The following is a 20,200-nucleotide window of genomic DNA, read 5'->3' as shown; positions in this document are numbered from 1 at the left end:
CGTTGTGGCACGTCGAGTTGGATCAGACCTCTCGCCATTTGCATTCTTTTTGGAGGCGAACGTTTACAGATTTTAAGGATTTTGTGTCCTAAGAAGCGACGGCACCGTGCGGTGTCTCAACACTTTTTCACCGCGAATGATTGCTTCAAGATACCCTTTCATGACGTCTGGGTTCGCATATACATCGCGTCTCCACTGGAGTGTGCCGTCAGCGTCGAATACATACATAAGCGGTTTCTCCAGCCAGCTTCCTTGTGGGACTAGCGCTGCAATCCCAGGGCTTTGAACCGGGGCCAGACAAATCGCGAAATGCTCGTCTACTGTCTTCTTCAGCGGCATGTAATCCAGCGCTGTCCCTAGTTGATGTCGAACATCGCTCTGTCGAGAATGAGCAGCATCGTAGACAACGAACTTAACAGCTTGCGAAATATCTCGATGTCAATATTTGGCTCTTAGCTCGATGGCTCAGGGGCCGAACTAGCGACAGCCGCCGGCGTACTTTCGGGCGTTGTAGATGAGCGAGGTCGAGTAGTCCGCTTGGAAGGCGTCGAGGCTTTCTTTCCTTCACCGAGACTGTCTTGCTTTTTATGGGTGGGAAAGAGGTTTCGTACAACGACTAGAAATACAGTAACCACATTGACAGTTACGCCTGATATCAGTGCAATTACAACTGTTTTATCAAGTCCTTGAAATGGCACCAGTGCTTTGGATGAAAACGTACTAAATAATAAGCCAATTAGGTGTAAGTTCGCCCGCAGTAGGAGGTCGAGACAGATTACGGCGAATAATCCAACCACGGACCACCCTACGAATCTGTAAGCCCGTTCAGCGTATGCTGAACGCAAATCGAGTATGTGTTGACGCTCGACCCTATCTATATCTTCATCTTCTGCACGTGTCTGCACAGGCGACGCATAAAAATTTTTTTCCCCTTCCGCAGCTTTTAGTTTCTCTTCGCTCGGTGCTAAAGCGCCCTCATCCTTGACGCTGGCAGGGGCTGTGATACGGCTAAGATCGGGGTTAAACAAGATGATTTTCCTCAATCTCCGTCTTAATTAGATCGTCATCGATCTCAGCATTGTTGCCTTTAGTTTTTGCCCAAGCGCCGTTCTCGCTGTGGCTCATGATGGATAGCTGTATCCCGTCAAGGCGGCCATATTCCTCACAGATTTTCCGGATCAAATCCCAAGTCCAAACATCGCTGCGTTTGACAATGGGCCGAGCAGGCAAGGTCCCGTTTTCCGGTCGAGTGCCAATCGCGCTGATTGGCCTAGCGCCGTAGTCTCGGAACTCATAATAGATGCTCGGGACGACTGGACCATAAGTCCACTTTTCGAACTTGTCGACGAGTAAAGGCTCGTTTTGAAGTGCTAAACACCATCCGTGCGCGTAATAAAGCAACTTTTGCAGCTTCATCGGCGTGATCCGATCACACTCGCCATCTAAGCTAAGCGTAATAAATGAGTTCGCGACCGCAAGCGCTGTGTAAGCCATAATTGTGTGTGCTTGAAGGTATTGATGGAGTGTACGGTTCAACATCACATGTTGGTGCGTCTCGCCAAAAGTAAAGGCTTTACTGACGTTCACTGTACAAAATTACAGTGTAGGGCAATACTGGTTACGTGTCTTAGATAAGCCAAGCAAGGATGGGTGTCGGCGTTGTGCACAAATCAACGAAGCTGGTGCCCCTGGGGATGACTGGAGTGGCATCGGATCGCCGTCGAGATCTTGCAACCTGCTTTCATAGTTGCTTTTGCACATGCCGTTTTTTCTTCTGGACAACGTAATCGGTCGAAGATCTGCTACAGAGCGTGCGAATTTATTGTAACACATTGATTCTTAGGTAGATTTCCGGATTGCAAATCCGTGTAGGTCGGTTCGACTCCGGCTCGCGTCTCCAAATGTCTCCATACAAATCAACGGGTTGGCGGTTCGCAATGAATCCCCGACACATCGAAAACCCGTTGAGACACCCCTCAGACACCCCTCCAACACGCTGGAAATCACTCGAACGAGTGATCCAGTCACGCGTGTACTGCGCAGTTTGCCGTGTAGGTGAGTTCCAGTATCGGTAGTCGACCTGCCGAGGAACCCAGGTGCCGACCATCCGCCCCACGCCAAACGGAAAGCGCTTCAAAGTCACGGCACGCGACAAGCTGCTGCCCGTGACGCCTGTTCCGGGCTCGACGTCAGCCGGCGTGACCAAACGCAGTACGCATTCGGCGCAACGCCTCTTTATCCACCAAACTGCCGCCCTGCCATTACCAAGCCGCGCCGACTGAATCCGTCTACCTCGCTGTGATACCCCCTATCAAATTTAGTTAATTGATGGATTGGTGCACCCTGATAATAATCAAGCCTCTGCCATTAACCGCTGAGGCCCAAGGTGAAAAACGACTATCACGGGAAAGGAATTGGTCAATTCCACGAGTCTCATGCGACGCGTGAATATGGGAACGGTGCAATCCTCGGAATTGCCGTTCCTCAGGCCAATCCTGTTGTTGAACCCGAATTTGCAGCGTTGCTACCTGCAGGGTTTTCTATGATGGTAACGAGACTTAGCGGTAGTCGCACGGATTCCCGGCAACGCATGGTCGATTATCTGACCAATCTCCCAATGAGTTTGGATGCATATGACACTGCAAAGCCAGACGCTGTGGGATACGCCTGCACTGGTAGCTCTTATGTCGTCGGCGCGGAAGCGGAAAATCGCGCGCTTTCCGACGCGGCCGAGAAATTCGGCTATCCAATCATTTCCTCGGCGCAGGCGATCCTGGCCGCACTTGAACACCTAAGTGCGCGCCGCATCGCGGTATTTGCTCCATACCCGCCTTGGATGGTCGAGCTTAGCAAAACATATTGGGTGGAGCGCGGCATGGACATCACATCGTGCGCGTCGATCGCGTTTGACACCACTGACACACGCGATATTTATTCAATAACTACCGCAATGGCATTGCAGTCGTTCCAAGCGCTCCGTTGGCAAGACGCCGACGCAATCGTGTTTACTGGTACTGGCATGCCAACGCTGCGAGCTATCGCCGAGGTCAGCGAGCTGACCGGAAAACCGGTTTTGTCATCTAATCTTTGTTTGGCATGGGCATTGGTTAAGGCCTGCGGTGGGGAAGATTACTTAACCCCTCCTGGTCCAGGGGAGCCACTGTTCGGTGGTTGGTCGACCCGCATCCCCGTTTGACGCCGCCTTAAGCGGCACTGATTAGCCTTTCCTGGAGCTCAGCATGAACGCACTCAAAAAGTTCGCGTTGCCCCGTCACGTCCATTTCACTGTGACGCTTGTCTTGGCGGCACTGATCGCCCCGATGTGCAGCAACGCGGCCGACTATCCGGTTAAACCAATTACCTTGATCGTACCGTTTGCCGCAGGTGGCCCAACTGACACCACAGCCCGGCTATTTGCCAAGGAAATCTCAACCGAATTGGATCAACCGGTCATAGTAGATAACCGACCAGGTGCGGGCGGCATGACAGGCGGCGGTGCAGCGGCCAGAGCAACACGGGATGGACACACCCTGCTTTGGGGTGGGACAAGCACCTTAGCCGTCGCTCCTTCCCTGTTTGCGAAGCTTCCTTATGACCCATTGAAATCGTTCCAGCCCGTAAGTCGAGCAGTTCGCGGCCCACTCGTATTAGTGGTTAATGCGAAGCTTCCCATAAACACGATGGCCGATCTCGTAAAAGTCGCTCGTGAAAACCCAGGCAAACTCAACTACGGTTCGGCAGGGGTCGGATCCATTATTCATTTGACAGGCGAGATGCTTCGCTTCAAGGCGGAAATCGACATCGTTCACGTTCCTTACAAAGGGAACGGTCAAGTTATGACCGACCTTTCTGGCGGAACTTTGCAACTGGCCTTCGTCGCTCTTGGGCACATGCTGCCCCATATGCAAGACGGTGCGATACGACCCATTGCGATCACCAGCGTCGAGCGTAATCCACTCGTGCCCGATCTGCCGACAGTAGCAGAAGCCTTTCCCGGTTTTGAGTCCATGGAGTGGTTTGGATTGGTTGCTCCCACAGGTATTCCTCCTGAAGCCTTGAACAAGTTGAACCTCGCATTCCGCCACGCTAGCAAGCGTCCTGAGCTACGGCAAAGCATTGCAAAGCTGGGATATCTTGCGGTCGATGAGTCACCAGAAGAGTTCTCTCAGGCTATTCGTACCGAGGGTGCCAAATGGCGCGAGGTCGTAACCCAAGCCAAAGTCCACGTCGAATAAACAAAAGCAGGAGACACTACATGTCCACCACCATCAACACCTCGGTTGCTATTGTCGGTGCCGGCCCGATAGGCTTGAGTCTTGCCATTGATCTTGCATGGCGTGGTGTCGACGTCGTGCTGCTCGAAAAAAGCGATGGCAAAGTCGACCATCCACGACTTGGACTGATTGCCGTGCGGACAATGGAGTTCTTCCGGCGCTGGGGATTGACCTCCGACGTCCGCCACTGCGGATTTCCGGACGATTTTGACCTTTCCATCGAATTCTGCACGAGCATGACGGGCCACCTCCTGGAACGCGACGATTATCCAAGCATTCGGGATATGGAAACACCTACGTGGACGCCAGAAAAAAGCAACGGTGTCCTCAGCATTGGCTCGACCCAATCCTAAAACGCAGGCTGGCCGAGTTTCCTGAGGCAAGCCTAGAGCTGAATGCGTCTGTACATGGCCTAGAAGAGTCGGCTGACGGTGTCACCGTGTTGGCGGTTAACACCGAAACAGGCGCTCCACTTACTGTGCACGCAAAGTATGTGGTCGGTTGCGATGGTGGTACCAGTACTGTACGCACACTGCTGGGTATTTCCATGGAGGGAAATGCCCATCTTAATTATTCGATGGGTATTTTGTTTGAGAGTCCTAACCTGCTGGAGCGCTGCGGGAAAGCGACTGCAGAGCGTTTTCTATTTATTGGTCCAGAGGGTACCTGGGGCAACTTGACGGTAATTGACGGCCGTGCTGTGTGGCGCCTGACCGTGTATGGCAGTGCCACGAAGTTCGACATGGAAAATTTCAACGCCGAAGAATGGATACGCCGCGCACTTGGTACTGAGCAGATCGATTTCACTGTGCTATCAGTATTGCCTTGGAAACGAACTGAGCTGATCGCCTCAAGCTACGGCACCGATCGCATTCTGTTAGCTGGCGATGCCGCACACACAATGTCCCCGACGGGCGGCATGGGCATGAACACGGGATTGTGTGACGCGACAGACCTCGCATGGAAGTTGGAGGCAGTCATTAAGGGGTGGGGTGGAAATCGTCTGATTGCGTCATACGAAGAAGAGCGCAAGCCCATAGCAATACGCAACGCCGCCTATTCAACGCACAATTTCAAGACATGGACTTCCCCAGCTCCGTGCGATTTCTTGCTTGAAGATTCCGATCGCGCGATTGAAGCAAGGCGCACCGTCGGAATGGATTTAAAGAAAGCGACCCAAGCTGAATGGCAATCTTGGGGTCTGCAAGTGGGTTATCGGTACGAAGGCAGTTCAATTTGCGTTTCCGATGGAACGCCTCCGACACCAGATGATTATTCGACTTACGTCCCGACAGCAAGGCCGGGATCGCGTGCACCTCATGCTTGGCTTGCTGATGGCCTATCCACGCTCGACCTGTTCGGCCACGGCTTTGCACTGCTGGTTTTTGACCATCGACGTAATAAGGCAATTGACTGCCTATTGTCTGCTGCTCAGGATCGGGAAGTCCCGTTGGCGGTTACTCAAATCGACAAACCTGAAGTTGCTGAGCTGTACGGTTCACCAATGGTGCTTGTCAGACCGGACGGCCATGTGGCTTGGCGCGGTGCCGACATTACTGACGCAGGGCGCATTCTAGACATCGTCCGCGGAGCGGATCTTCATAAGGAGGAAACGAGATGAGTCCAAGAATCTGGGATGAGCTGGTTCCTGAAGCAGACCGCATTGCTTCCCATCGCGCAGGTTTTGGCCGCTCTTCAGGGATGGGAAGCAGGCCAGCACTACTGATCATTGATGTTCAATACCGCACAGCAGGGACGAAGCCTTTGCCGCTAGTAGAAGCAATGAAGGAGTTTCCTACTGCATGTGGCCAAGTTGCCTGGGATGCGATCGGCAACATCGAGAAACTCTTGACGGTCTTTCGCCAACAAGGCTGGCCGGTGCTATATCCGCATGTGGCGCAAAAGTTTGCATTCGACACTGGCAGATTGACTGAAAAAGTGCCAACGTTGATGGACATAGCGCCCGCAGGCTACGAGTTCGTCGAATCAATCGCACCTCGGGCAGGCGATGTATTGATACCCAAAAAGCACCCAAGCGCTTTTTTTGGCACGGCGTTGGCGAGCTATCTGATTAACAGCGGAGCTGACACGCTGATCGTCACTGGATGCGCCACGTCGGGCTGCGTACGCGGGAGTGTGGTCGACGCGTTCTCTTATAACTATCGGGTCACAGTGCCCGAGGATGCGGTTTACGACCGAAATCATGCGTCACATGTTGTGAACCTGTACGACATGTCCGAAAAATATGCAGACGTCATGACGACCGAAGCAACGCTGTGCGCGCTGGCGCAGCTCGCCGATCGATGATTTGGAGCTACGATGAAAAAATTCGAGAATGGCAATGATCGGTACGACTACAGCGCGATCACTACGCGTCCGGTGTACGATTGGCCAGATGGCAAACGTTTGGCCGTCTACTTCGCACTAAATATCGAAGGTTTTGAATTCGGGCGGAATCCGGGTAACGACTTCACTTCTATGCCGTCGGCGCCTTACCATCGCGGGTACGCTTACCGGGACTATGGCAACCGCGTTGGCGTGTGGCGCATTCATGCTCTGTTCGAACAATTTGGAATGCCATTGGCAGTGCTTGCTAATGGCTCAGTCTATGACGTATGCCCCGAGGTGCTTGACGCGTTTCGAAAGCGTGGAGACGAAATCGTTGGTCATGGGAGGACTAATTCCGAAAAGCAGGCGGATATGAGCGAGGAGTCCGAACGATCAATGCTTCAGGACGTTTGCGCATTGATTCAAAAATATGAAGGAAAGCCGCCGGCTGGATGGCTCGGACCGTTCATTTCGCAAAGTTCACGCACGCCCGAATTGTTGAAAGCACAGGGCTTTAAATACATGTTGGATTGGTGGTTTGACGACCAGCCTATGTGGTTCAGAACAGACAACGGTCCAATTCTAGCGGTGCCTTATCCTTCAATGGAACTGAATGACCTGCCTGCGTATGTCAATCGAGGGGCTAGTGACGAAGAGTTTACTCGTATGGCGATTGATGCTTTCGACGAACAATTGGCCGAGTCCGAAAATTACCCGCAAGTTTATTGCCTGTCCTTGCATACTTTCTTGACAGGTCAGCCTCATCGTATTCGCCAGCTGCGCCGAATCCTGGAACACATCAGCCAGCAGCGCGATCGAATTTGGTTGACGACACCTCAGGCAATTGCGGAGCATGTCACCGCGCTTCCTCCTGGCGTGGTTCCGGGCGCCTGATGATCAGCGTAGCATCGGTCATACGCAATCTTTGACAAGGTGCTGCCGTGGACATACGTCAGATCCAATATTTTGTGGCCCTGTACGAAGAGGGCAGTATCACAAAAGCTGCTAAGCGTATGCATGTCGTGCAGCCTGCGATCAGCCAGCAGATCAAACGCCTGGAGGCCAATGCGGATGTCCAGTTGTTCGAGCGGGATCCGCATGGTGTAACCCCTAACGCACTGGCACATCGGTTTTATCATCATTGCATCGGTGTGCTCACTGAATTGGAGCAGGCAAGGGCAGTCCTCAGTCAGGGATCGAGTCATCTTGGCGGAAAATTGGTTGTGGGCAGCCAGGCATCGTTCAATCAGTACGTGATGGGGCAGACGCTCGCTACCTTTCACCAGCTATGCCCCGACGTTGCGATACTCGCCCGCGATGGATATCGCAGTGATCTCATTGAATGGCTAATTCAAGGAGAATTGGATTTTGCATTATTAAGCACGACGCAGGATCTGCTAAACATGCATACAAGGATGGTTTCGCGTGAGGATCTAGTCGTGGTAGGTCATTGCGAGACACTTGGGGCGCGTGATGTGCTGAAGGGTAACGAGCTTTCAGCATTCAAGCTGATTTTGCCATCACGTCACAAATCACTTAGAAATCTCATAGACTCGCAGTTTGGCCTTCACGGCCTTACTCTACAACCTTGCATGGAAATCGACTCGCTGCAAAGCCTGTTGCAGTTGGCACTTCGCCCTGGCTGGTTGTCCATTGTCCCTTCAACAACGGTCTTGCCTGAGTCTTTTGGAAATCGACTCAAGAGCGTGCAACTTATTCAACCACTTATACGCCGCAGTGTTGTTGCCACATGGCCAAGACATAAGGAACTTGCCCCGGCCGTACATGTGTTCATGGAAGTGCTTTTTTCCACACTCTCGGATGTTGCTGGCCTGGAATTAGTGAATGGCGACGTGCTTTGAACGTGCTAGTCCCAGATAGCACCTTGCCTGAGTTCAACTATTCCGGCGCGACCGTGATCCCTAGTGCTCTGGGCCGAGTGGTGTATGGCTAACCCATTGTTTTTTCAGCCGCCGCTACCTGGCAAGCCTCGGGTGCCTTCGAGGGATAGCCTGCCCCGTCAGTCCTTGCTGCTTGCTTCGGCATCGTGATCCGCGTCGTCCGCCCCTGCCACGGCCTGCCCGGTGAGCTCGTCAAAACTTTGCGGCCGGGGGTGGCCTGCACGAGACGGCGCAGGGTAGACGCTGCTACCGCCAGTTCGTCCGCTTCCCGCAACGCATCTTGCGCCGTCTTGCTTCCCGGGACGTCCTCCGCCTCGGCCAGGCGCCGCAGGATCGATTCCTTTTCCTGGAGCGCACGCAGGCCGGTCCACAGCGCCTGATCGGTGACCTCTTCCTGCGTATAGGCCAGCGATCGCAGGCTGAAGGCATGGCCGGTGTGACAGCGATAGCGGACGGGCTGCTTGTCATGCAGCTCGAACAGGACGCCGCCACAGTCCGGGCAGGTAAACGTGGATGGAGAGCCTATGGCTTTGAGTTTTTCCAAGGTCGGCGGCTCCATACCTATCGAATGCTCATACTCGATTCGCCGCCGCGCCTCCCTGAAGGTCTCAGGTGCGACATCGGGTACCGGCTGCCGGGCAAGCCGGTGCAACAGGTCGGCCATGGCGTCGAGAGGAACGATATGGTCGACGTCGACATTGGCGATCGCGCTTTCAGGCATGCTGGGCGCGTAGGCGTCGTACGGATCCTGGACCACGGCCGTGCCGCCGAGTTGCTTGATCGCGCGCAGGCCTGAGGTCGCGTCGTCGAGCAGGCCGGTAAGCACCACCCCAATCACGCGCGGACCATAGACCAGGGCGGCGGAACGGAAGAGGGGGTCGATCGCGGGGCGAGCATGATGTTCCTTTGCTGCTGCGGACAATCGGATGATGCCTTCTTGATCCAGGATCAGGTGCCGGTCGGGTGGCGCGACGTAAATCGTGCCAGGAAGCGGCACCATGCCGTCGACCGCCGGTACCGCACGGTTCTGGCCCTTGGCGTCGATCAGTTGCGCCAGGCGGCTGCGGTGGGCGCCGATGTGTTGGACACACAAAATCGGCATCGGGAAATCCGGCGCCAGCTGCGAAGCGATTTTCAGAAAGGCATCCACGCCGCCGGCAGACGCGCCGATGACAATGCATCGTGGGGAAGGGGTCATTATCGTCCGTCGTTGGCTAGTGCGGACAACGTGAGCAATATCTGCGCCGGGTCGATGCGGCGGCGCCGCTCATTGGCACGGCGCAGCCCCGTCGCGGCTTACCGGCTCATGCGTGAGAATGGCCCAGCCGGTGAAGGAGATGGCGCCGGACGTTTATTGCAGATTTGCACGGTAAGGCTGACTCTGCGCTAATCCAGCCTGCGCTGGCACCCGACACGTTCAACGGCATGGACTTTATGTGGCGGCCCTGTCTGGCGGCGCGGCGCGCGGTTGGCATGGACGAAAAAAGGGAAGCTGCGGACAGCTTCCCTTTTCTTACTGAATGTGGAGCGGGAGACGAGGCTCGAACTCGCGACCTCAACCTTGGCAAGGTTGCGCTCTACCAACTGAGCTACTCCCGCGTATCGCTGAACTAGCGTTCAAGACGATCATACTGCCTGCATGCAGATCAACAAGGGCTGCCACGCCTTTGATTGACTACTGACCTGATGCTTACTACGGTGCTGCTGACTTCAAGCAGTCCAACTGCGACTGAAATGATGGAGCGGGAGACGAGGCTCGAACTCGCGACCTCAACCTTGGCAAGGTTGCGCTCTACCAACTGAGCTACTCCCGCTTGGGTACTACACGCTTGGGTTACTGCAAACTTGCGTAACGCAATACCGCAAACTTCACCGCATTTTCAATACACACACTGCTTCAACAACCGCTTCCATTCACTGCTGCTTGCGCTGCGGTTTTGTGCGCGTCGTTGCGAGAACAAGACTATAGCAAATCGAAAATATGCGTGTCAAACGCATGACGATGATTTGCCAACACTCACTATCCCCTGCGAGCACTCTCACGCTTAGAGAAAATTGCTTGCACCTTGCGTTGGACGCAGTGGCGGGTCTCCCGGACACTGCGATCAATGACAACGAATTCAAGGCCAGGCATGAAACGAAGGAAAGCGGATGTGGTGGTGGTCGGTGCGGGAACGGCTGGCATGTCTGCGTTCCGGGCCGCCCGGGAAGAGGGCGCCAATGTCATCCTGGTCGAAAGCGGGCCTTACGGCACGACGTGCGCGCGTGTGGGCTGCATGCCTTCCAAACTGTTGATCGCCGCGGCCGACGCTGCGGATGCCGCGCATCGTGCGGATGCGTTTGGCGTCCGGACAGGAAAGGTCAAGGTCGATGGCGTCGCGGTGATGAATCGGGTGCGCAAGGAACGTGATCGGTTCGTGGCGCTGGCGGTGGAAGAGGTCGACAAGATCCCGGCATCGCGCAAGGTCCACGGCCATGCCCGCTTCGTGTCCCACGACACGTTGAGCATCGATGGTCATACCGAGATCCAGGCTCGGGCTGTCGTGCTGGCGACCGGGTCGTCCTCGATCATTCCTGACGACTTCAAGGCACTGGGCGATCGGGCAGTGACGAATGATGATGTGTTCGACTGGACGGATCTGCCGGGCAGCGTGGCTGTCTTCGGCACGGGGGTGATCGGCCTGGAGCTGGGCCAGGCCTTGCATCGGCTGGGCGTGCGCGTGCGTATGTTCGGGGAAGGCGGAAAGATCGGGCCGCTGACGGACGATGCCGTCACTGCCGAAGCATGTTCGATATTCGGTCAGTCGTTTGCGCTGGATGCCGATGCCAAGGTGCTGGACAAGACCCGCAAGGGGATTCGGTGGACATCACGTTCAGAAAGCCGAGCGGCAGAAAGGCGACCGAAAATTTCGACTTCGTGCTGGTCGCTATCGGGCGGTCGCAGAACGTCAGGCAGCTCGGCCTGGAAATGACGTCGGCCAAGCTGGATGACAAAGGCATTCCGTCCTATAACCGCCGCACGATGCAGGTCGGCAAGCTTCCCCTATTCGTTGCGGGTGACAACGATTCGGATCCGCCGGTGTTGCACGAGGCGATCGACGAAGGCCGTATCGCTGGCGTCAATGCCGCGCGCTTTCCCGCCGTCAAGCCGGGCTTGCGCCGGGCGCCGCTGGCCATCGTGTTCAGCGACCCGGCGCTGTTGATGGTCGGTGAGCGCTTGTCGGATCTGGACCAGGACGCCGTCGTGATTGGCGAGATCTCGTTCAAGGACCAGGGCCGCAGCCGCATCATGCTCAAAAATGAAGGCCTGCTGCGCGTGTACGCGGACCGCAAGACAGGGCGCTTTCTGGGCGCCGAGGGATTGTGCCCCGCAGCCGAACACGTTGCGCATCTGCTGGCTTGGGCCGTGCAGCAGAAGTTGACGGTAGCAACCATTCTGCAGATGCCGGTCTATCACCCGGTGATCGAAGAAGGCGTGCGGGACGCGTTTCGGGATGCCGATTCGAAATTGAAGCGCTGACAGGCCCGGGGCTGAACGTCTCGGCATGACGGGTCCGGCAACCCGACAGCCCGACAGCCCAACAGCCCAATAGCACTGCCGGTCCAACACCGTTTGCCGCACGGGCCGCACGGGCCGCACGCGGCGCACGGGCCGCACGCGCCACACGGGCCGCACGCGCTGCTGTGTCGACAGTCGGCATCATCGCCGACCGTCATCGAACCGTCATCTCGTTGTCTTAGACTCTGCGCCTGCTCATCAGGCCGCCGCGTGGCGTCGTTGTCATTATCAACGACTGCCGCGATGCACACGCGCCCGGGGGCTTCCCTTTGCCGATGACTTCGCCCCGTGACCGATCGACTGACCGCTGCCCCAATGTCCGTTCCCACTTCCACTGGCGCCGCCGTGTCGATCGCCGGCCTGGTGCAGCGTTTCGCCACCCATACGGTTCTTGATCGGGTCGACCTCGATGTGCCGGCAGGGCACGTGCTCGCTTTGCTTGGGCCGTCGGGATGCGGCAAGACGACCCTGTTGAAACTGCTGGCGGGACTGATGCGGCCTACCGAAGGCCGCATCGCCATCGCTGGCCGAACCGTGGTCGATGACAACCATTTCCTGCCACCGGAAAAGCGGGGCCTGGGCATGGTGTTCCAGGATTACGCTTTGTGGCCGCACCTGACCGTGGGGCGAAACGTGGCGTTCCCGCTGGAGATGCGCGGCGTCCGCCGCCGCGAAGCCGCTACCCGTGTGGCCCAGGCGCTGGACCTGGTTGGCCTGGGGGTTATGACGCGCGGCAACCCGGCAGCCTGTCGGGCGGTCAGCAGCAGCGTGTGGCCCTGGCCCGTGCCATCGTCGCGCGTCCGCAATTGCTGCTGTTCGACGAACCGCTCTCCAATCTGGATCGCGATCTGCGCGAGTCCTTGTGCGGCGAGATCGGCGCGTTGTTGCGCGAGCTGGGTACCACCGCCGTTTACGTCACGCATGACCACGAGGAGGCCTTTACCCTGGCCGATACCGTGGCGGTGATGCGCGGTGGGCGCATTCAGCAGATGGCGTCGCCCGACGCCTTGATGAATGACCCGGCATCGCTGGCCGTGGCCGAGTTCCTCAAGCTTGGCGCCGTCGCGGCGGGCGAACGCACCCACGACGGATGGCGCCTGGGCCCGGGCATTGCGCTGACGTCGCCGCCGGGCACAGGCTGGCGCGAACACGCGGCGGCAGCCGCGGCCGGCTCTGCTCTCCCGCACGCGGCAGTGCCTTCCCACGTCCACGCCCCCGGTCCAGGCCATCTCTTCATACCCCATTCCGCTCTGCGGCCCGCCGATGCGGCGCCGTTGCGGGGCACCGTGATCTCGCAGCGTTACCGCAGCGGTCACTACGCCACCACCGTACGTGTCGGCCCCGAGACCGGCGGCATCGAACTCGCCATGCTGACGCACGCCCGCTTGCCGCTGCACACGCCGATCGGGCTCGAACTCGACTGGACGCGCCTGCGGTGGTTCCCGCTGGCGGCCTGAACGAGCCCGACAGTTCTGTTCCTTTGTTCCTTTCATGTGTAAAATCCATGACACCCCGCAACTCCATGCTCGGCCTGTGCCTGACCCTGGGCGCCGTCTTCCTCAGCCCCGCCGCAAGCGCGCTGACCGTTTACACCGCCGGTCCGGCCGGACTGGCCAAGCAATTGGCGGACGACTTCAAGAAGTCCACCGGCATTACCGTGGACGTGTTCCAGGCCGACACCGGCAAGGTCATGGCGCGGCTGGAAGCCGAAGCCGGCAACCCGCGCGCGGACATCGTGATCTCGGCGTCGTGGGACAGTGCGCTGGACCTGGACAAGCGCGGCTGGCTGCTGCCCTACGTGAGCCCGAACGCGGCGACCGTGCCCGCGGCGTACAAGGGACCGAGCTATGTCGCGCAGGGCCTGTCGGCGCTGGCCATTGTCTGGAACACGCAAAGCGGCACGCCGCGTCCGAAAGACTGGAGCGACCTGACACTGCCCGCGTTCAAGGACAAGGTCAACATGCCCGATCCGGCGCAATCGGGCACTGCGCTCGAATTGCTGTCGGGCCTGCAGGCCGCGCAAAACGACACCGCCTGGAAACTCTTCAGTGCACTGAAAGCCAACGGCATGGCGATCGCCGGCCCGAACGCGCAGGCGATGAACCCGGTGCTGCAGGGCGCCAAGGCTGCCGTGTTCGGCGCGGTGGACTACGTGGCGCTGGGCAGCCAGGCATCGGGTGAGGCCATCGAGGTCATCTTCCCAAGCAGCGGCACGGTGATCGCCGCCCGGCCGATGATGATCCTGAAGTCCAGTCAATCGGCGGCCGACGCCAAGCGCTTCATCGATTTCGTGCTGTCGAACGAAGGCCAGGCGCGCGTGGCCGCCACCTTCCTGATTCCGGCGCGCACCGACGTGCCGTCGCGTCGCGCGGGCGTCAAGGACATCAAGGCGCTGCCGGCGGAAAACGAGACTGATCGCGCGGGCCGCCAGGCGCTGCTCGAACGTTTCTCGACGCTCTATCAACGCAAGTAATGACCACCGCCACCCGGACCACCGCCACCCGGACCACCGCCACCCGCGCAAGCATCGCCCTGACGGGCGCGACCACCGCCGCGCTGGCGGTGCTGGTGGCCTTGCCGCTTGCCTTCGTTTTCCTGCAGGCCATCTTTCCTGTGCTGGCGCAGGGGCGCTTGAACGAGCCCTTCGGCCATCTTGGCCGCACGCTTGGCGATCCGGCCTTGCTCGAACTGACATTGAACACGCTCAAACTTGGCGCGTGTGTCGTGGCGTTGGCTGCATTGATCGGCATTCCGCTCGGCACCTTGCGCGGTCTGTTCAACGTGCCGTTTGCACGCGTGTGGGACGTGGTGCTGCTGGTCCCCTTCATGATCCCGCCCTACATCGCGGCGCTCGGCTGGATCATGCTGCTGCAGCCACGCGGCTATGTACAGCAGCTGGCGGGCGTACATGCGGGTCCGCTGCTGTTTTCGTTTGGCGGCGTGGTCTTCGTCATGACGCTGAACGTGCTGCCGGTGGTGTATTTCGCGGTGTCGCGGGGCATGGCGGCATCGGGCTCGCGACTGGCGGACGTGGGCCGGGTGTGCGGCGGCGGCCCCTGGCGCTGCTTCTGGCGCATCAGCCTGCCGCTGGCCACGCCGGGTATCGCGGCCAGCCTGCTGCTGGTGTTCGCCATGGCGATCGAAGAGTACGGCACGCCCGCCGCGCTGGCGGCCAACGCGGGTTTTTTCGTGCTGGTCACGGGTATCGAACGGCGCTTTTCCGAATGGCCCATCGACCTGCCGGGTGCATCGACGCTGTCCTTGATCCTGGTCGCGCTGGCGATGATGGCCTTCCTGTTCCAGCGCCGCCTGATGCGTGGGCGCGCCTTTGAAACCGCCACCGGCAAGCCCATCGACGTCGAGTTGCGCCCTTTAGGGGCTTGGCGTCTGCCCGTCGCGGCGCTGTTCGCCCTCGTTGCCCTGGTCGCCACCGTCGCGCCGCTGTGCGCCATCGTTGCCACCGCTTTCAGCCGCACCTTGTCAGGCGGCCTGGCGGTGTCGAATCTGTCGTGGGTGCATTTCCGCGCCATCGCGCAGACGGGCAGCGATGCCATGCAGGCGCTCGGCACCAGCCTGGCGCTAGGGCTGGGCGCGGCGTTGCTGACCGGGCTGCTGGGACTGCTGGTGGCCTATTGCGTCGTCAAGACCCGCACATGCGGACGCGTGGTGCTGGACGCACTGGCCATGCTGCCCAACACCCTGCCGGGCATCGTGGTCGCGGTCGGCCTGATCCTGGCATGGAACCAGACTTGGTGGCCCGTTACGCCATACAACACGTGGGGCATTCTGTTGCTGGCCTATGGCTGCCTGCTGTTGCCCTATCCGGTCCGGTACGCGCAGGCTGCCTTGCAACAGATCGGCGACAGCCTGGAAGCCGCCGCACGGGTCCATGGCGCGGGCACGGTAACGGCGCTGGTCCGCATCCTGTTGCCCTTGCTGGCGCCGTCGTTGCTCGCGGCCATGTTGCTGGTGTTCGCGGTCGCGTCGCGTGAACTCGTGGCGTCCCTGCTGCTTGCGCCCACTGGCGTGCAGACGGTCTCCTTGTTCATCTGGCGCCAGTTCGAGCAAGGGTCGGTGGGGCAGGGCATGGCCATGAGCGTGGTGACCGTCCTGGTGACGACGTCGCTGATGCTTACGGTCACGCTCTGGACGCAGCGGCGCGCGGCCCGATAGAGTGACGGGGTGTCCAACCCGGCGCGGCGATGCTCGCCGTGCCGCCTTCAAGGTGCCCCATGAAAGCCACGCCCACCCAACGCGACGACTATGTGCATTTCCTCGAGATGGAAACGCGCTGGAGCGACAACGATGGTTATGGCCATGTGAACAACGTCGTCTACTACGCGTTTTTTGATACCGCGGTGAATCGGCACATGGTCGACGCGGGCGTGCTCGATATCGCCACATCACCGGTCGTTGGCCTGGTGGTCGAGACCCAATGCCAGTATTACCGGTCCATCAGCTATCCGGACCGCGTCACCATCGGCTTGCGCGTGGCGCATCTGGGCAACAGCAGCGTGCGGTACGAACTGGGCGTGTTCCGGAACGACGACGTGCAGGCATCAGCCCAGGGCCATTACGTCCATGTGTACGTCGAACGCGCCACGCAGACGCCCACCGCCATCCCGACCGAGACGCGCGTGCTGCTGCAGACGCTGCAGCGGAATCAACCGGCCTGATTGGTCTGGGAGTGCTGCATCCGTTGCGGCAGACCAGGCGTCACTTCGGATGTCCGTTGCAGCGCTTGGTCACTGCCGGGTCATTCCTGCAGCGCTGCCCTGCGCGTGATTGTGTGTACGACAAGAAAGTTCTTGTATACACGATCGCTTTGTGAAAATATCTGGGGCATGGATAGACGCCGTGGTGCCCCATGCTGATCGAAAAGAATCGCGCGGCAAGTCTGCGCGAGACGATCGAAGAACTGATTGCCGTCGGCGAACTGTCGCCGGGCGACGCGCTGGACGAGACTGTCCTGGCGCAGCGCTTCGGCGTATCGCGCACGCCTATCCGCGAAGCGCTGATCCAGCTGGCGTCGGCGGGCCTGGTCGATATGCGGCCGCGGCGCAGCGCCCTGGTGGCGCAGATCGGGCCGCATCGCCTGGTCGAAATGTTCGAAGTCATGGCGGAAATGGAAGCGATGTGCGCCCGGCTGGCGGCGCGCCGCATGAGCGCACCGGAACAGGCAGCGCTGCGGTCCGCGCACGAAGCCTGCAAGGCGTCGCGCGACGCGGGCGATACCGACGCCTACTACTACCTCAACGAAGCCTTTCATCGCGCTGTCTATCTGGGCAGCCACAACGATTTCCTGGCGGAAGAGGCCATCAAGCTGCACCGTCGGCTGGCCCCGTATCGCCGCCTGCAACTGCGGGTGCGCGACCGAATCGCAACGTCGTATGACGAACACGGCGGACTGGTCGAGGCACTGCTGGCCGGCGATGCCGAGACCAGCGCGGAGCGGGCCCGCGCGCATGTCGTTGTCCAGGGCCAGCGCTTTGCCGACCTGATGGCTTCGCTGCCACGCAGCGCATGACGACGCCCCCTCGCTCCTTTCAACTCTCATCCAAGGAAGCCTGACATGAGTGCCAACGAATCCCTGGACATGTCCCGCGACAGCGAGAACGTTCGCGATGCCGTGCGTGACGCCGCCGGCGACACCGACAGCCGTCCTTCGGCCAACCTGCCGGGGCCGGATCCCTCGCCGCAATCCATCCTGGCGCGCTGGGGCAAATGGTGGGGCAAGAAAGACAGCGCAAAGACCGACGGCGCCGCGAAGGCGGACGTTGCCGCTCCACCCACGGTGGCCGCGCGTCACCTGACGCGGTGGCGCAATCTGCTGCGTCCATGTTTCCAGGCGCGCCTGACGGATGTTGCGGCCAACCGTTCGGCCTTGGCATGGCAGGAGCAATATCAGGCTGCCGACGCCGTGCATCGGCGCGCCATGATCGAGGTGCTGACGGAGGTTGCCAATACGCCGCCCGCCGCGCCGGGCCCGGCGCCCGAAGGCGCGGCGCTGGACAAACTGTTGAGCGAAGGCCGCACCCGCTTTTTCAAGCGGCTCAATGCCTTGCCTGACGGCCTGCGTTTCCTGCTGGGCCTGCGGGCGGACCTGCTGCATTGGCGCAAGGCCTTGCCCGGCATCGCCCCGCTGGATGCCGACCTGCAGGAACTGCTGTCGCACTGGTTCGATGTGGGCCTGCTTGAACTGCAGCGCATGACGTGGGATTCACCCGCGTCTCTGCTCGAAAAGCTGATGATCTACGAAGCGGTGCACGAGATTTCGTCGTGGACCGACCTGCGTAATCGGCTCGATTCCGATCGCCGCTGCTACGCCTTCTTCCATCCGCAGATCCCCAATGAACCCCTGATTTTTGTTGAAGTGGCGTTCTGCGCCGAGATGGCCGACAGCGTCCAAAGCATCCTGGACGAGTCCGCGCCGCTGGAGGATCTGGACAAGGCGCGTTGGGCGATCTTCTATTCGATTTCCAATACGCAGGCAGGCTTGCGCGGGGTCAGCTTCGGCAATTTCCTGCTCAAGCGGGTGATTGACGAGTTAAACCGTGACCTGCCCAAGGTCAAGAAATTTGCGACGCTGTCGCCCATTCCCGGCTTTGCGGACTGGCTCAAGAAGCTGCCCACGCCCCGCCTGGTCGAACTGGCCGAAAAGCGCCGCAAGTCGTCCGACGTCGAAGAAGAGCTTGGCGCGCTGACCGGACCGCAGGTGCTGGCCCGGCTGCAACAGAACGACGATGCCGACACGCAAGGTCTTGCCCTGAAGCTTGCCGCGCACTACCTGGTGCATGGCAATCCGGGCGGCCAGCCGGTCGATCCGGTCGCGCGGTTCCACCTCGGCAACGGCGCCCGCATCGAACGGCTGGTATGGGGCGCCGATCTGTCCAAGAAGGGCAAGGCCCAGTCCTGCTCCATGATGGTCAACTACCTGTACGACCTGGACGAACTGGATGCAAACCTCAGCAAACTCGGTTACGGTAAACCGGAAATAAGCCGGGCGATCGCCCGCCTGCTGTAAACGCAGACGCGGCTGCACACCTTCCGCGGCAAGGAGACACAGAGATCCTGCCGCGGCCTACGCTTCACGCACGCAGCACGACAACCGGGAAACTGGCGGTAAAGCCAGCCCGACATCCACCCGATGACATCGAGGAGACACTCATGGCACGACGCTTTACGGTAGTTGCGGTACTGGCCGGTCTGGCCTGCGCGGGGCCGGCTTTTGCTGCCGACGCCTGGCCTTCCAAGCCGGTGGTGTTGATCGTTCCTTTTCCAGCCGGTGGCGGCACCGACACCTTTGCGCGGCCGCTGGCGCAGCAGTTGTCCACGCAGCTGGGCCACACCGTCGTGGTCGACAACCGTGGGGGGCAGGGGGTACGGTGGGCGCGGCGATCGCTGCGCGCGCGGCGCCCGACGGCTACACGTTTTTCATGGGCAGCGCGCATCACGCGATCGCGCCGTCGTTCTACAAAGGACTGAGCTATGACATCGAAAGGGACTTCATTCCGGTCACGGTCGTGGCGCAGCCTCCGCAGGTGATCGTGGCCAGTCCCGCCTCGTCATTCAAGGATCTGAACGGCATGGTGGCCTATGCGCGCAGCAATCCGGGCAAGCTGAACTTCGGGTCGGCCGGCAATGGCACGACCCACCATCTGGCGGGCGAATTGTTCAAGCTGCAATCCAGGACCGACATGGCCCATGTGCCGTACACCGGCGCCGGCCCGATGCTGCTTGCGCTGATGGGCGATCAGGTCAATGTCGCGTTTGACGGTCTGGGTTCCAGCGCGCAGCACATCCGCAGCGGCAAGATCAAGGCGATTGCCGTCGCCGCGCCCCAGCGCTCGACCGCTTTCCCGGACATTCCTACGGCGACCGAAGCTGGCTTGCCAGGTTACGAGGTGTCGACCTGGTACGGCATCTTCGCGCCCAAGGGCACGCCGAAAGAAGCCGTTGACCGCATGGGCGCCGAACTGCGCAAGGCGCTCGATACCCCGGAACTGAAGAAGACCTGGCTGGCCAACGGGTCCGACACGCCGCGTTATACCCAGGCCGAGTTCGCCAGCTATCTGCAGAGCGAAGTGCAGCGCTGGCGCAAGGTGTCGCAAGACGCTGGCGTCAAGGCGGATTGACGC

The 20,200-nt window shown here is 59.5% G+C and carries 17 protein-coding genes, 2 tRNA genes and 3 pseudogenes; 17 read left to right on the top strand and 5 right to left on the bottom strand.

Translation table 11 applies throughout. From position 1 onward, the window contains the following. Positions 1–452: 452 nt before the first annotated feature. Both ACNANG_RS01820 and ACNANG_RS01815 read right to left on the bottom strand, forming a co-directional pair. The gene (locus ACNANG_RS01820; protein ID WP_420225751.1) at positions 453–1,028 is read right to left on the bottom strand and encodes a hypothetical protein; all 576 of its coding nucleotides are present in this window, start codon (positions 1,026–1,028) and stop codon (positions 453–455) included. Continuing rightward, on the bottom strand, positions 1,021–1,416 hold the full coding sequence (locus tag ACNANG_RS01815) for a Panacea domain-containing protein (RefSeq protein WP_420225750.1): 396 nt from the start codon (positions 1,414–1,416) through the stop codon (positions 1,021–1,023). The genes ACNANG_RS01820 and ACNANG_RS01815 overlap by 8 nt, the downstream gene beginning before the upstream one ends. 680 nt (positions 1,417–2,096) lie before the next feature. On the opposite strand from ACNANG_RS01815, the gene ACNANG_RS01810 reads away from it, so the two are divergent. The 8 genes from ACNANG_RS01810 (at position 2,097) to ACNANG_RS01775 (ending at position 8,464) form a co-directional block, all read left to right on the top strand. Next, entirely contained in the window at positions 2,097–2,282 is a 186-nt protein-coding gene (locus ACNANG_RS01810; RefSeq protein WP_420225749.1) for a hypothetical protein, read from the top strand. 104 nt (positions 2,283–2,386) lie between these two features. After that, positions 2,387–3,196: a maleate cis-trans isomerase family protein gene (locus tag ACNANG_RS01805; protein ID WP_420225748.1), complete on the top strand. Its 810-nt coding sequence runs from the start codon at positions 2,387–2,389 to the stop codon at positions 3,194–3,196. A gap of 43 nt (positions 3,197–3,239) precedes the next feature. Then, positions 3,240–4,235 carry a Bug family tripartite tricarboxylate transporter substrate binding protein gene (locus ACNANG_RS01800; RefSeq protein WP_420225747.1) on the top strand — a complete coding sequence of 332 codons (996 nt, stop codon included), beginning with the start codon at positions 3,240–3,242 and terminating at the stop codon, positions 4,233–4,235. Between the two features lie 20 nt (positions 4,236–4,255). Further along, entirely contained in the window at positions 4,256–4,627 is a 372-nt protein-coding gene (locus ACNANG_RS01795; RefSeq protein ID WP_420225746.1) for an FAD-dependent oxidoreductase, read from the top strand. Then, positions 4,573–5,895, top strand: coding sequence for an FAD-dependent monooxygenase (locus ACNANG_RS01790; RefSeq protein WP_420225745.1), 1,323 nt, complete (start codon positions 4,573–4,575; stop codon positions 5,893–5,895). Before ACNANG_RS01795 ends, ACNANG_RS01790 begins: the two co-directional genes overlap by 55 nt. Next, positions 5,892–6,581 carry an isochorismatase family protein gene (locus tag ACNANG_RS01785; protein ID WP_420225744.1) on the top strand — a complete coding sequence of 230 codons (690 nt, stop codon included), beginning with the start codon at positions 5,892–5,894 and terminating at the stop codon, positions 6,579–6,581. The genes ACNANG_RS01790 and ACNANG_RS01785 overlap by 4 nt, the downstream gene beginning before the upstream one ends. Before the next feature lie 12 nt (positions 6,582–6,593). Beyond that, complete coding sequence (locus ACNANG_RS01780; RefSeq protein WP_420225743.1) at positions 6,594–7,496, top strand: polysaccharide deacetylase family protein; 903 nt, start codon at positions 6,594–6,596, stop codon at positions 7,494–7,496. Between the two features lie 47 nt (positions 7,497–7,543). Further along, positions 7,544–8,464 carry a LysR family transcriptional regulator gene (locus ACNANG_RS01775; protein WP_420225742.1) on the top strand — a complete coding sequence of 307 codons (921 nt, stop codon included), beginning with the start codon at positions 7,544–7,546 and terminating at the stop codon, positions 8,462–8,464. Between the two features lie 88 nt (positions 8,465–8,552). Here the strand turns inward: ACNANG_RS01775 and ACNANG_RS01770 are convergent, their stop codons facing one another. From ACNANG_RS01770 to ACNANG_RS01760, 3 genes are all read right to left on the bottom strand, one after another. Next, complete coding sequence (locus ACNANG_RS01770) at positions 8,553–9,701, bottom strand: chemotaxis protein CheB (protein WP_420225741.1); 1,149 nt, start codon at positions 9,699–9,701, stop codon at positions 8,553–8,555. A 325-nt stretch (positions 9,702–10,026) separates the two neighbouring features. Beyond that, positions 10,027–10,102 (bottom strand) — tRNA-Gly (locus tag ACNANG_RS01765). A 139-nt stretch (positions 10,103–10,241) separates the two neighbouring features. After that, positions 10,242–10,317: transfer RNA gene (locus ACNANG_RS01760), tRNA-Gly, on the bottom strand. A 318-nt stretch (positions 10,318–10,635) separates the two neighbouring features. Here ACNANG_RS01760 and ACNANG_RS01755 point away from each other — a divergent pair. From ACNANG_RS01755 to ACNANG_RS01715, 9 genes and pseudogenes are all read left to right on the top strand, one after another. Further along, positions 10,636–12,023, top strand: a pseudogene (locus tag ACNANG_RS01755) (dihydrolipoyl dehydrogenase). A 354-nt stretch (positions 12,024–12,377) separates the two neighbouring features. Then, a pseudogene (locus ACNANG_RS01750) lies at positions 12,378–12,725 on the top strand (ATP-binding cassette domain-containing protein); the annotation flags it as partial. Between the two features lie 107 nt (positions 12,726–12,832). Beyond that, a complete protein-coding gene (locus ACNANG_RS01745; RefSeq protein ID WP_420225740.1) occupies positions 12,833–13,519 on the top strand; it encodes a hypothetical protein in 687 nt (228 codons plus the stop codon). 47 nt (positions 13,520–13,566) lie between these two features. Beyond that, positions 13,567–14,535 carry an ABC transporter substrate-binding protein gene (locus ACNANG_RS01740; protein WP_420225739.1) on the top strand — a complete coding sequence of 323 codons (969 nt, stop codon included), beginning with the start codon at positions 13,567–13,569 and terminating at the stop codon, positions 14,533–14,535. After that, the gene (locus ACNANG_RS01735) at positions 14,535–16,235 is read left to right on the top strand and encodes an ABC transporter permease (protein WP_420225738.1); all 1,701 of its coding nucleotides are present in this window, start codon (positions 14,535–14,537) and stop codon (positions 16,233–16,235) included. The genes ACNANG_RS01740 and ACNANG_RS01735 overlap by 1 nt, the downstream gene beginning before the upstream one ends. A gap of 59 nt (positions 16,236–16,294) precedes the next feature. After that, positions 16,295–16,738, top strand: a complete 444-nt coding sequence (locus ACNANG_RS01730; RefSeq protein WP_420225737.1) for an acyl-CoA thioesterase — start codon at positions 16,295–16,297, stop codon at positions 16,736–16,738. 191 nt (positions 16,739–16,929) lie between these two features. Further along, positions 16,930–17,589 carry a GntR family transcriptional regulator gene (locus ACNANG_RS01725; RefSeq protein ID WP_420225736.1) on the top strand — a complete coding sequence of 220 codons (660 nt, stop codon included), beginning with the start codon at positions 16,930–16,932 and terminating at the stop codon, positions 17,587–17,589. 45 nt (positions 17,590–17,634) lie between these two features. After that, entirely contained in the window at positions 17,635–19,086 is a 1,452-nt protein-coding gene (locus tag ACNANG_RS01720; protein WP_420225735.1) for a malonyl-CoA decarboxylase domain-containing protein, read from the top strand. Positions 19,087–19,229: 143 nt separating this feature from the next. After that, a pseudogene (locus ACNANG_RS01715) lies at positions 19,230–20,197 on the top strand (Bug family tripartite tricarboxylate transporter substrate binding protein). Positions 20,198–20,200: the final 3 nt, after the last annotated feature.

It is taken from the genome of Pigmentiphaga litoralis, from assembly GCF_048632615.1.
Classification (GTDB): Bacteria; Pseudomonadota; Gammaproteobacteria; order Burkholderiales; family Burkholderiaceae_B; genus Pigmentiphaga; species Pigmentiphaga litoralis_B.
This window is presented reverse-complemented; position numbering and strand designations above follow the sequence as displayed.

Excerpts from the sequence above, each read along its gene's own strand:
- ACNANG_RS01815 (WP_420225750.1), bottom strand. The coding sequence starts at position 1,416 with ATGAAGCTGCAAAAGTTGCTTTATTACGCGCACGGATGGTGTTTAGCA.
- ACNANG_RS01800 (WP_420225747.1), top strand. The coding sequence starts at position 3,240 with ATGAACGCACTCAAAAAGTTCGCGTTGCCCCGTCACGTCCATTTCACT.
- ACNANG_RS01795 (WP_420225746.1), top strand. The coding sequence starts at position 4,256 with ATGTCCACCACCATCAACACCTCGGTTGCTATTGTCGGTGCCGGCCCG.
- ACNANG_RS01785 (WP_420225744.1), top strand. The coding sequence starts at position 5,892 with ATGAGTCCAAGAATCTGGGATGAGCTGGTTCCTGAAGCAGACCGCATT.
- ACNANG_RS01780 (WP_420225743.1), top strand. The coding sequence starts at position 6,594 with ATGAAAAAATTCGAGAATGGCAATGATCGGTACGACTACAGCGCGATC.
- ACNANG_RS01770 (WP_420225741.1), bottom strand. The coding sequence starts at position 9,701 with ATGACCCCTTCCCCACGATGCATTGTCATCGGCGCGTCTGCCGGCGGC.
- ACNANG_RS01740 (WP_420225739.1), top strand. The coding sequence starts at position 13,567 with ATGACACCCCGCAACTCCATGCTCGGCCTGTGCCTGACCCTGGGCGCC.
- ACNANG_RS01735 (WP_420225738.1), top strand. The coding sequence starts at position 14,535 with ATGACCACCGCCACCCGGACCACCGCCACCCGGACCACCGCCACCCGC.
- ACNANG_RS01730 (WP_420225737.1), top strand. The coding sequence starts at position 16,295 with ATGAAAGCCACGCCCACCCAACGCGACGACTATGTGCATTTCCTCGAG.
- ACNANG_RS01725 (WP_420225736.1), top strand. The coding sequence starts at position 16,930 with ATGCTGATCGAAAAGAATCGCGCGGCAAGTCTGCGCGAGACGATCGAA.
- ACNANG_RS01720 (WP_420225735.1), top strand. The coding sequence starts at position 17,635 with ATGAGTGCCAACGAATCCCTGGACATGTCCCGCGACAGCGAGAACGTT.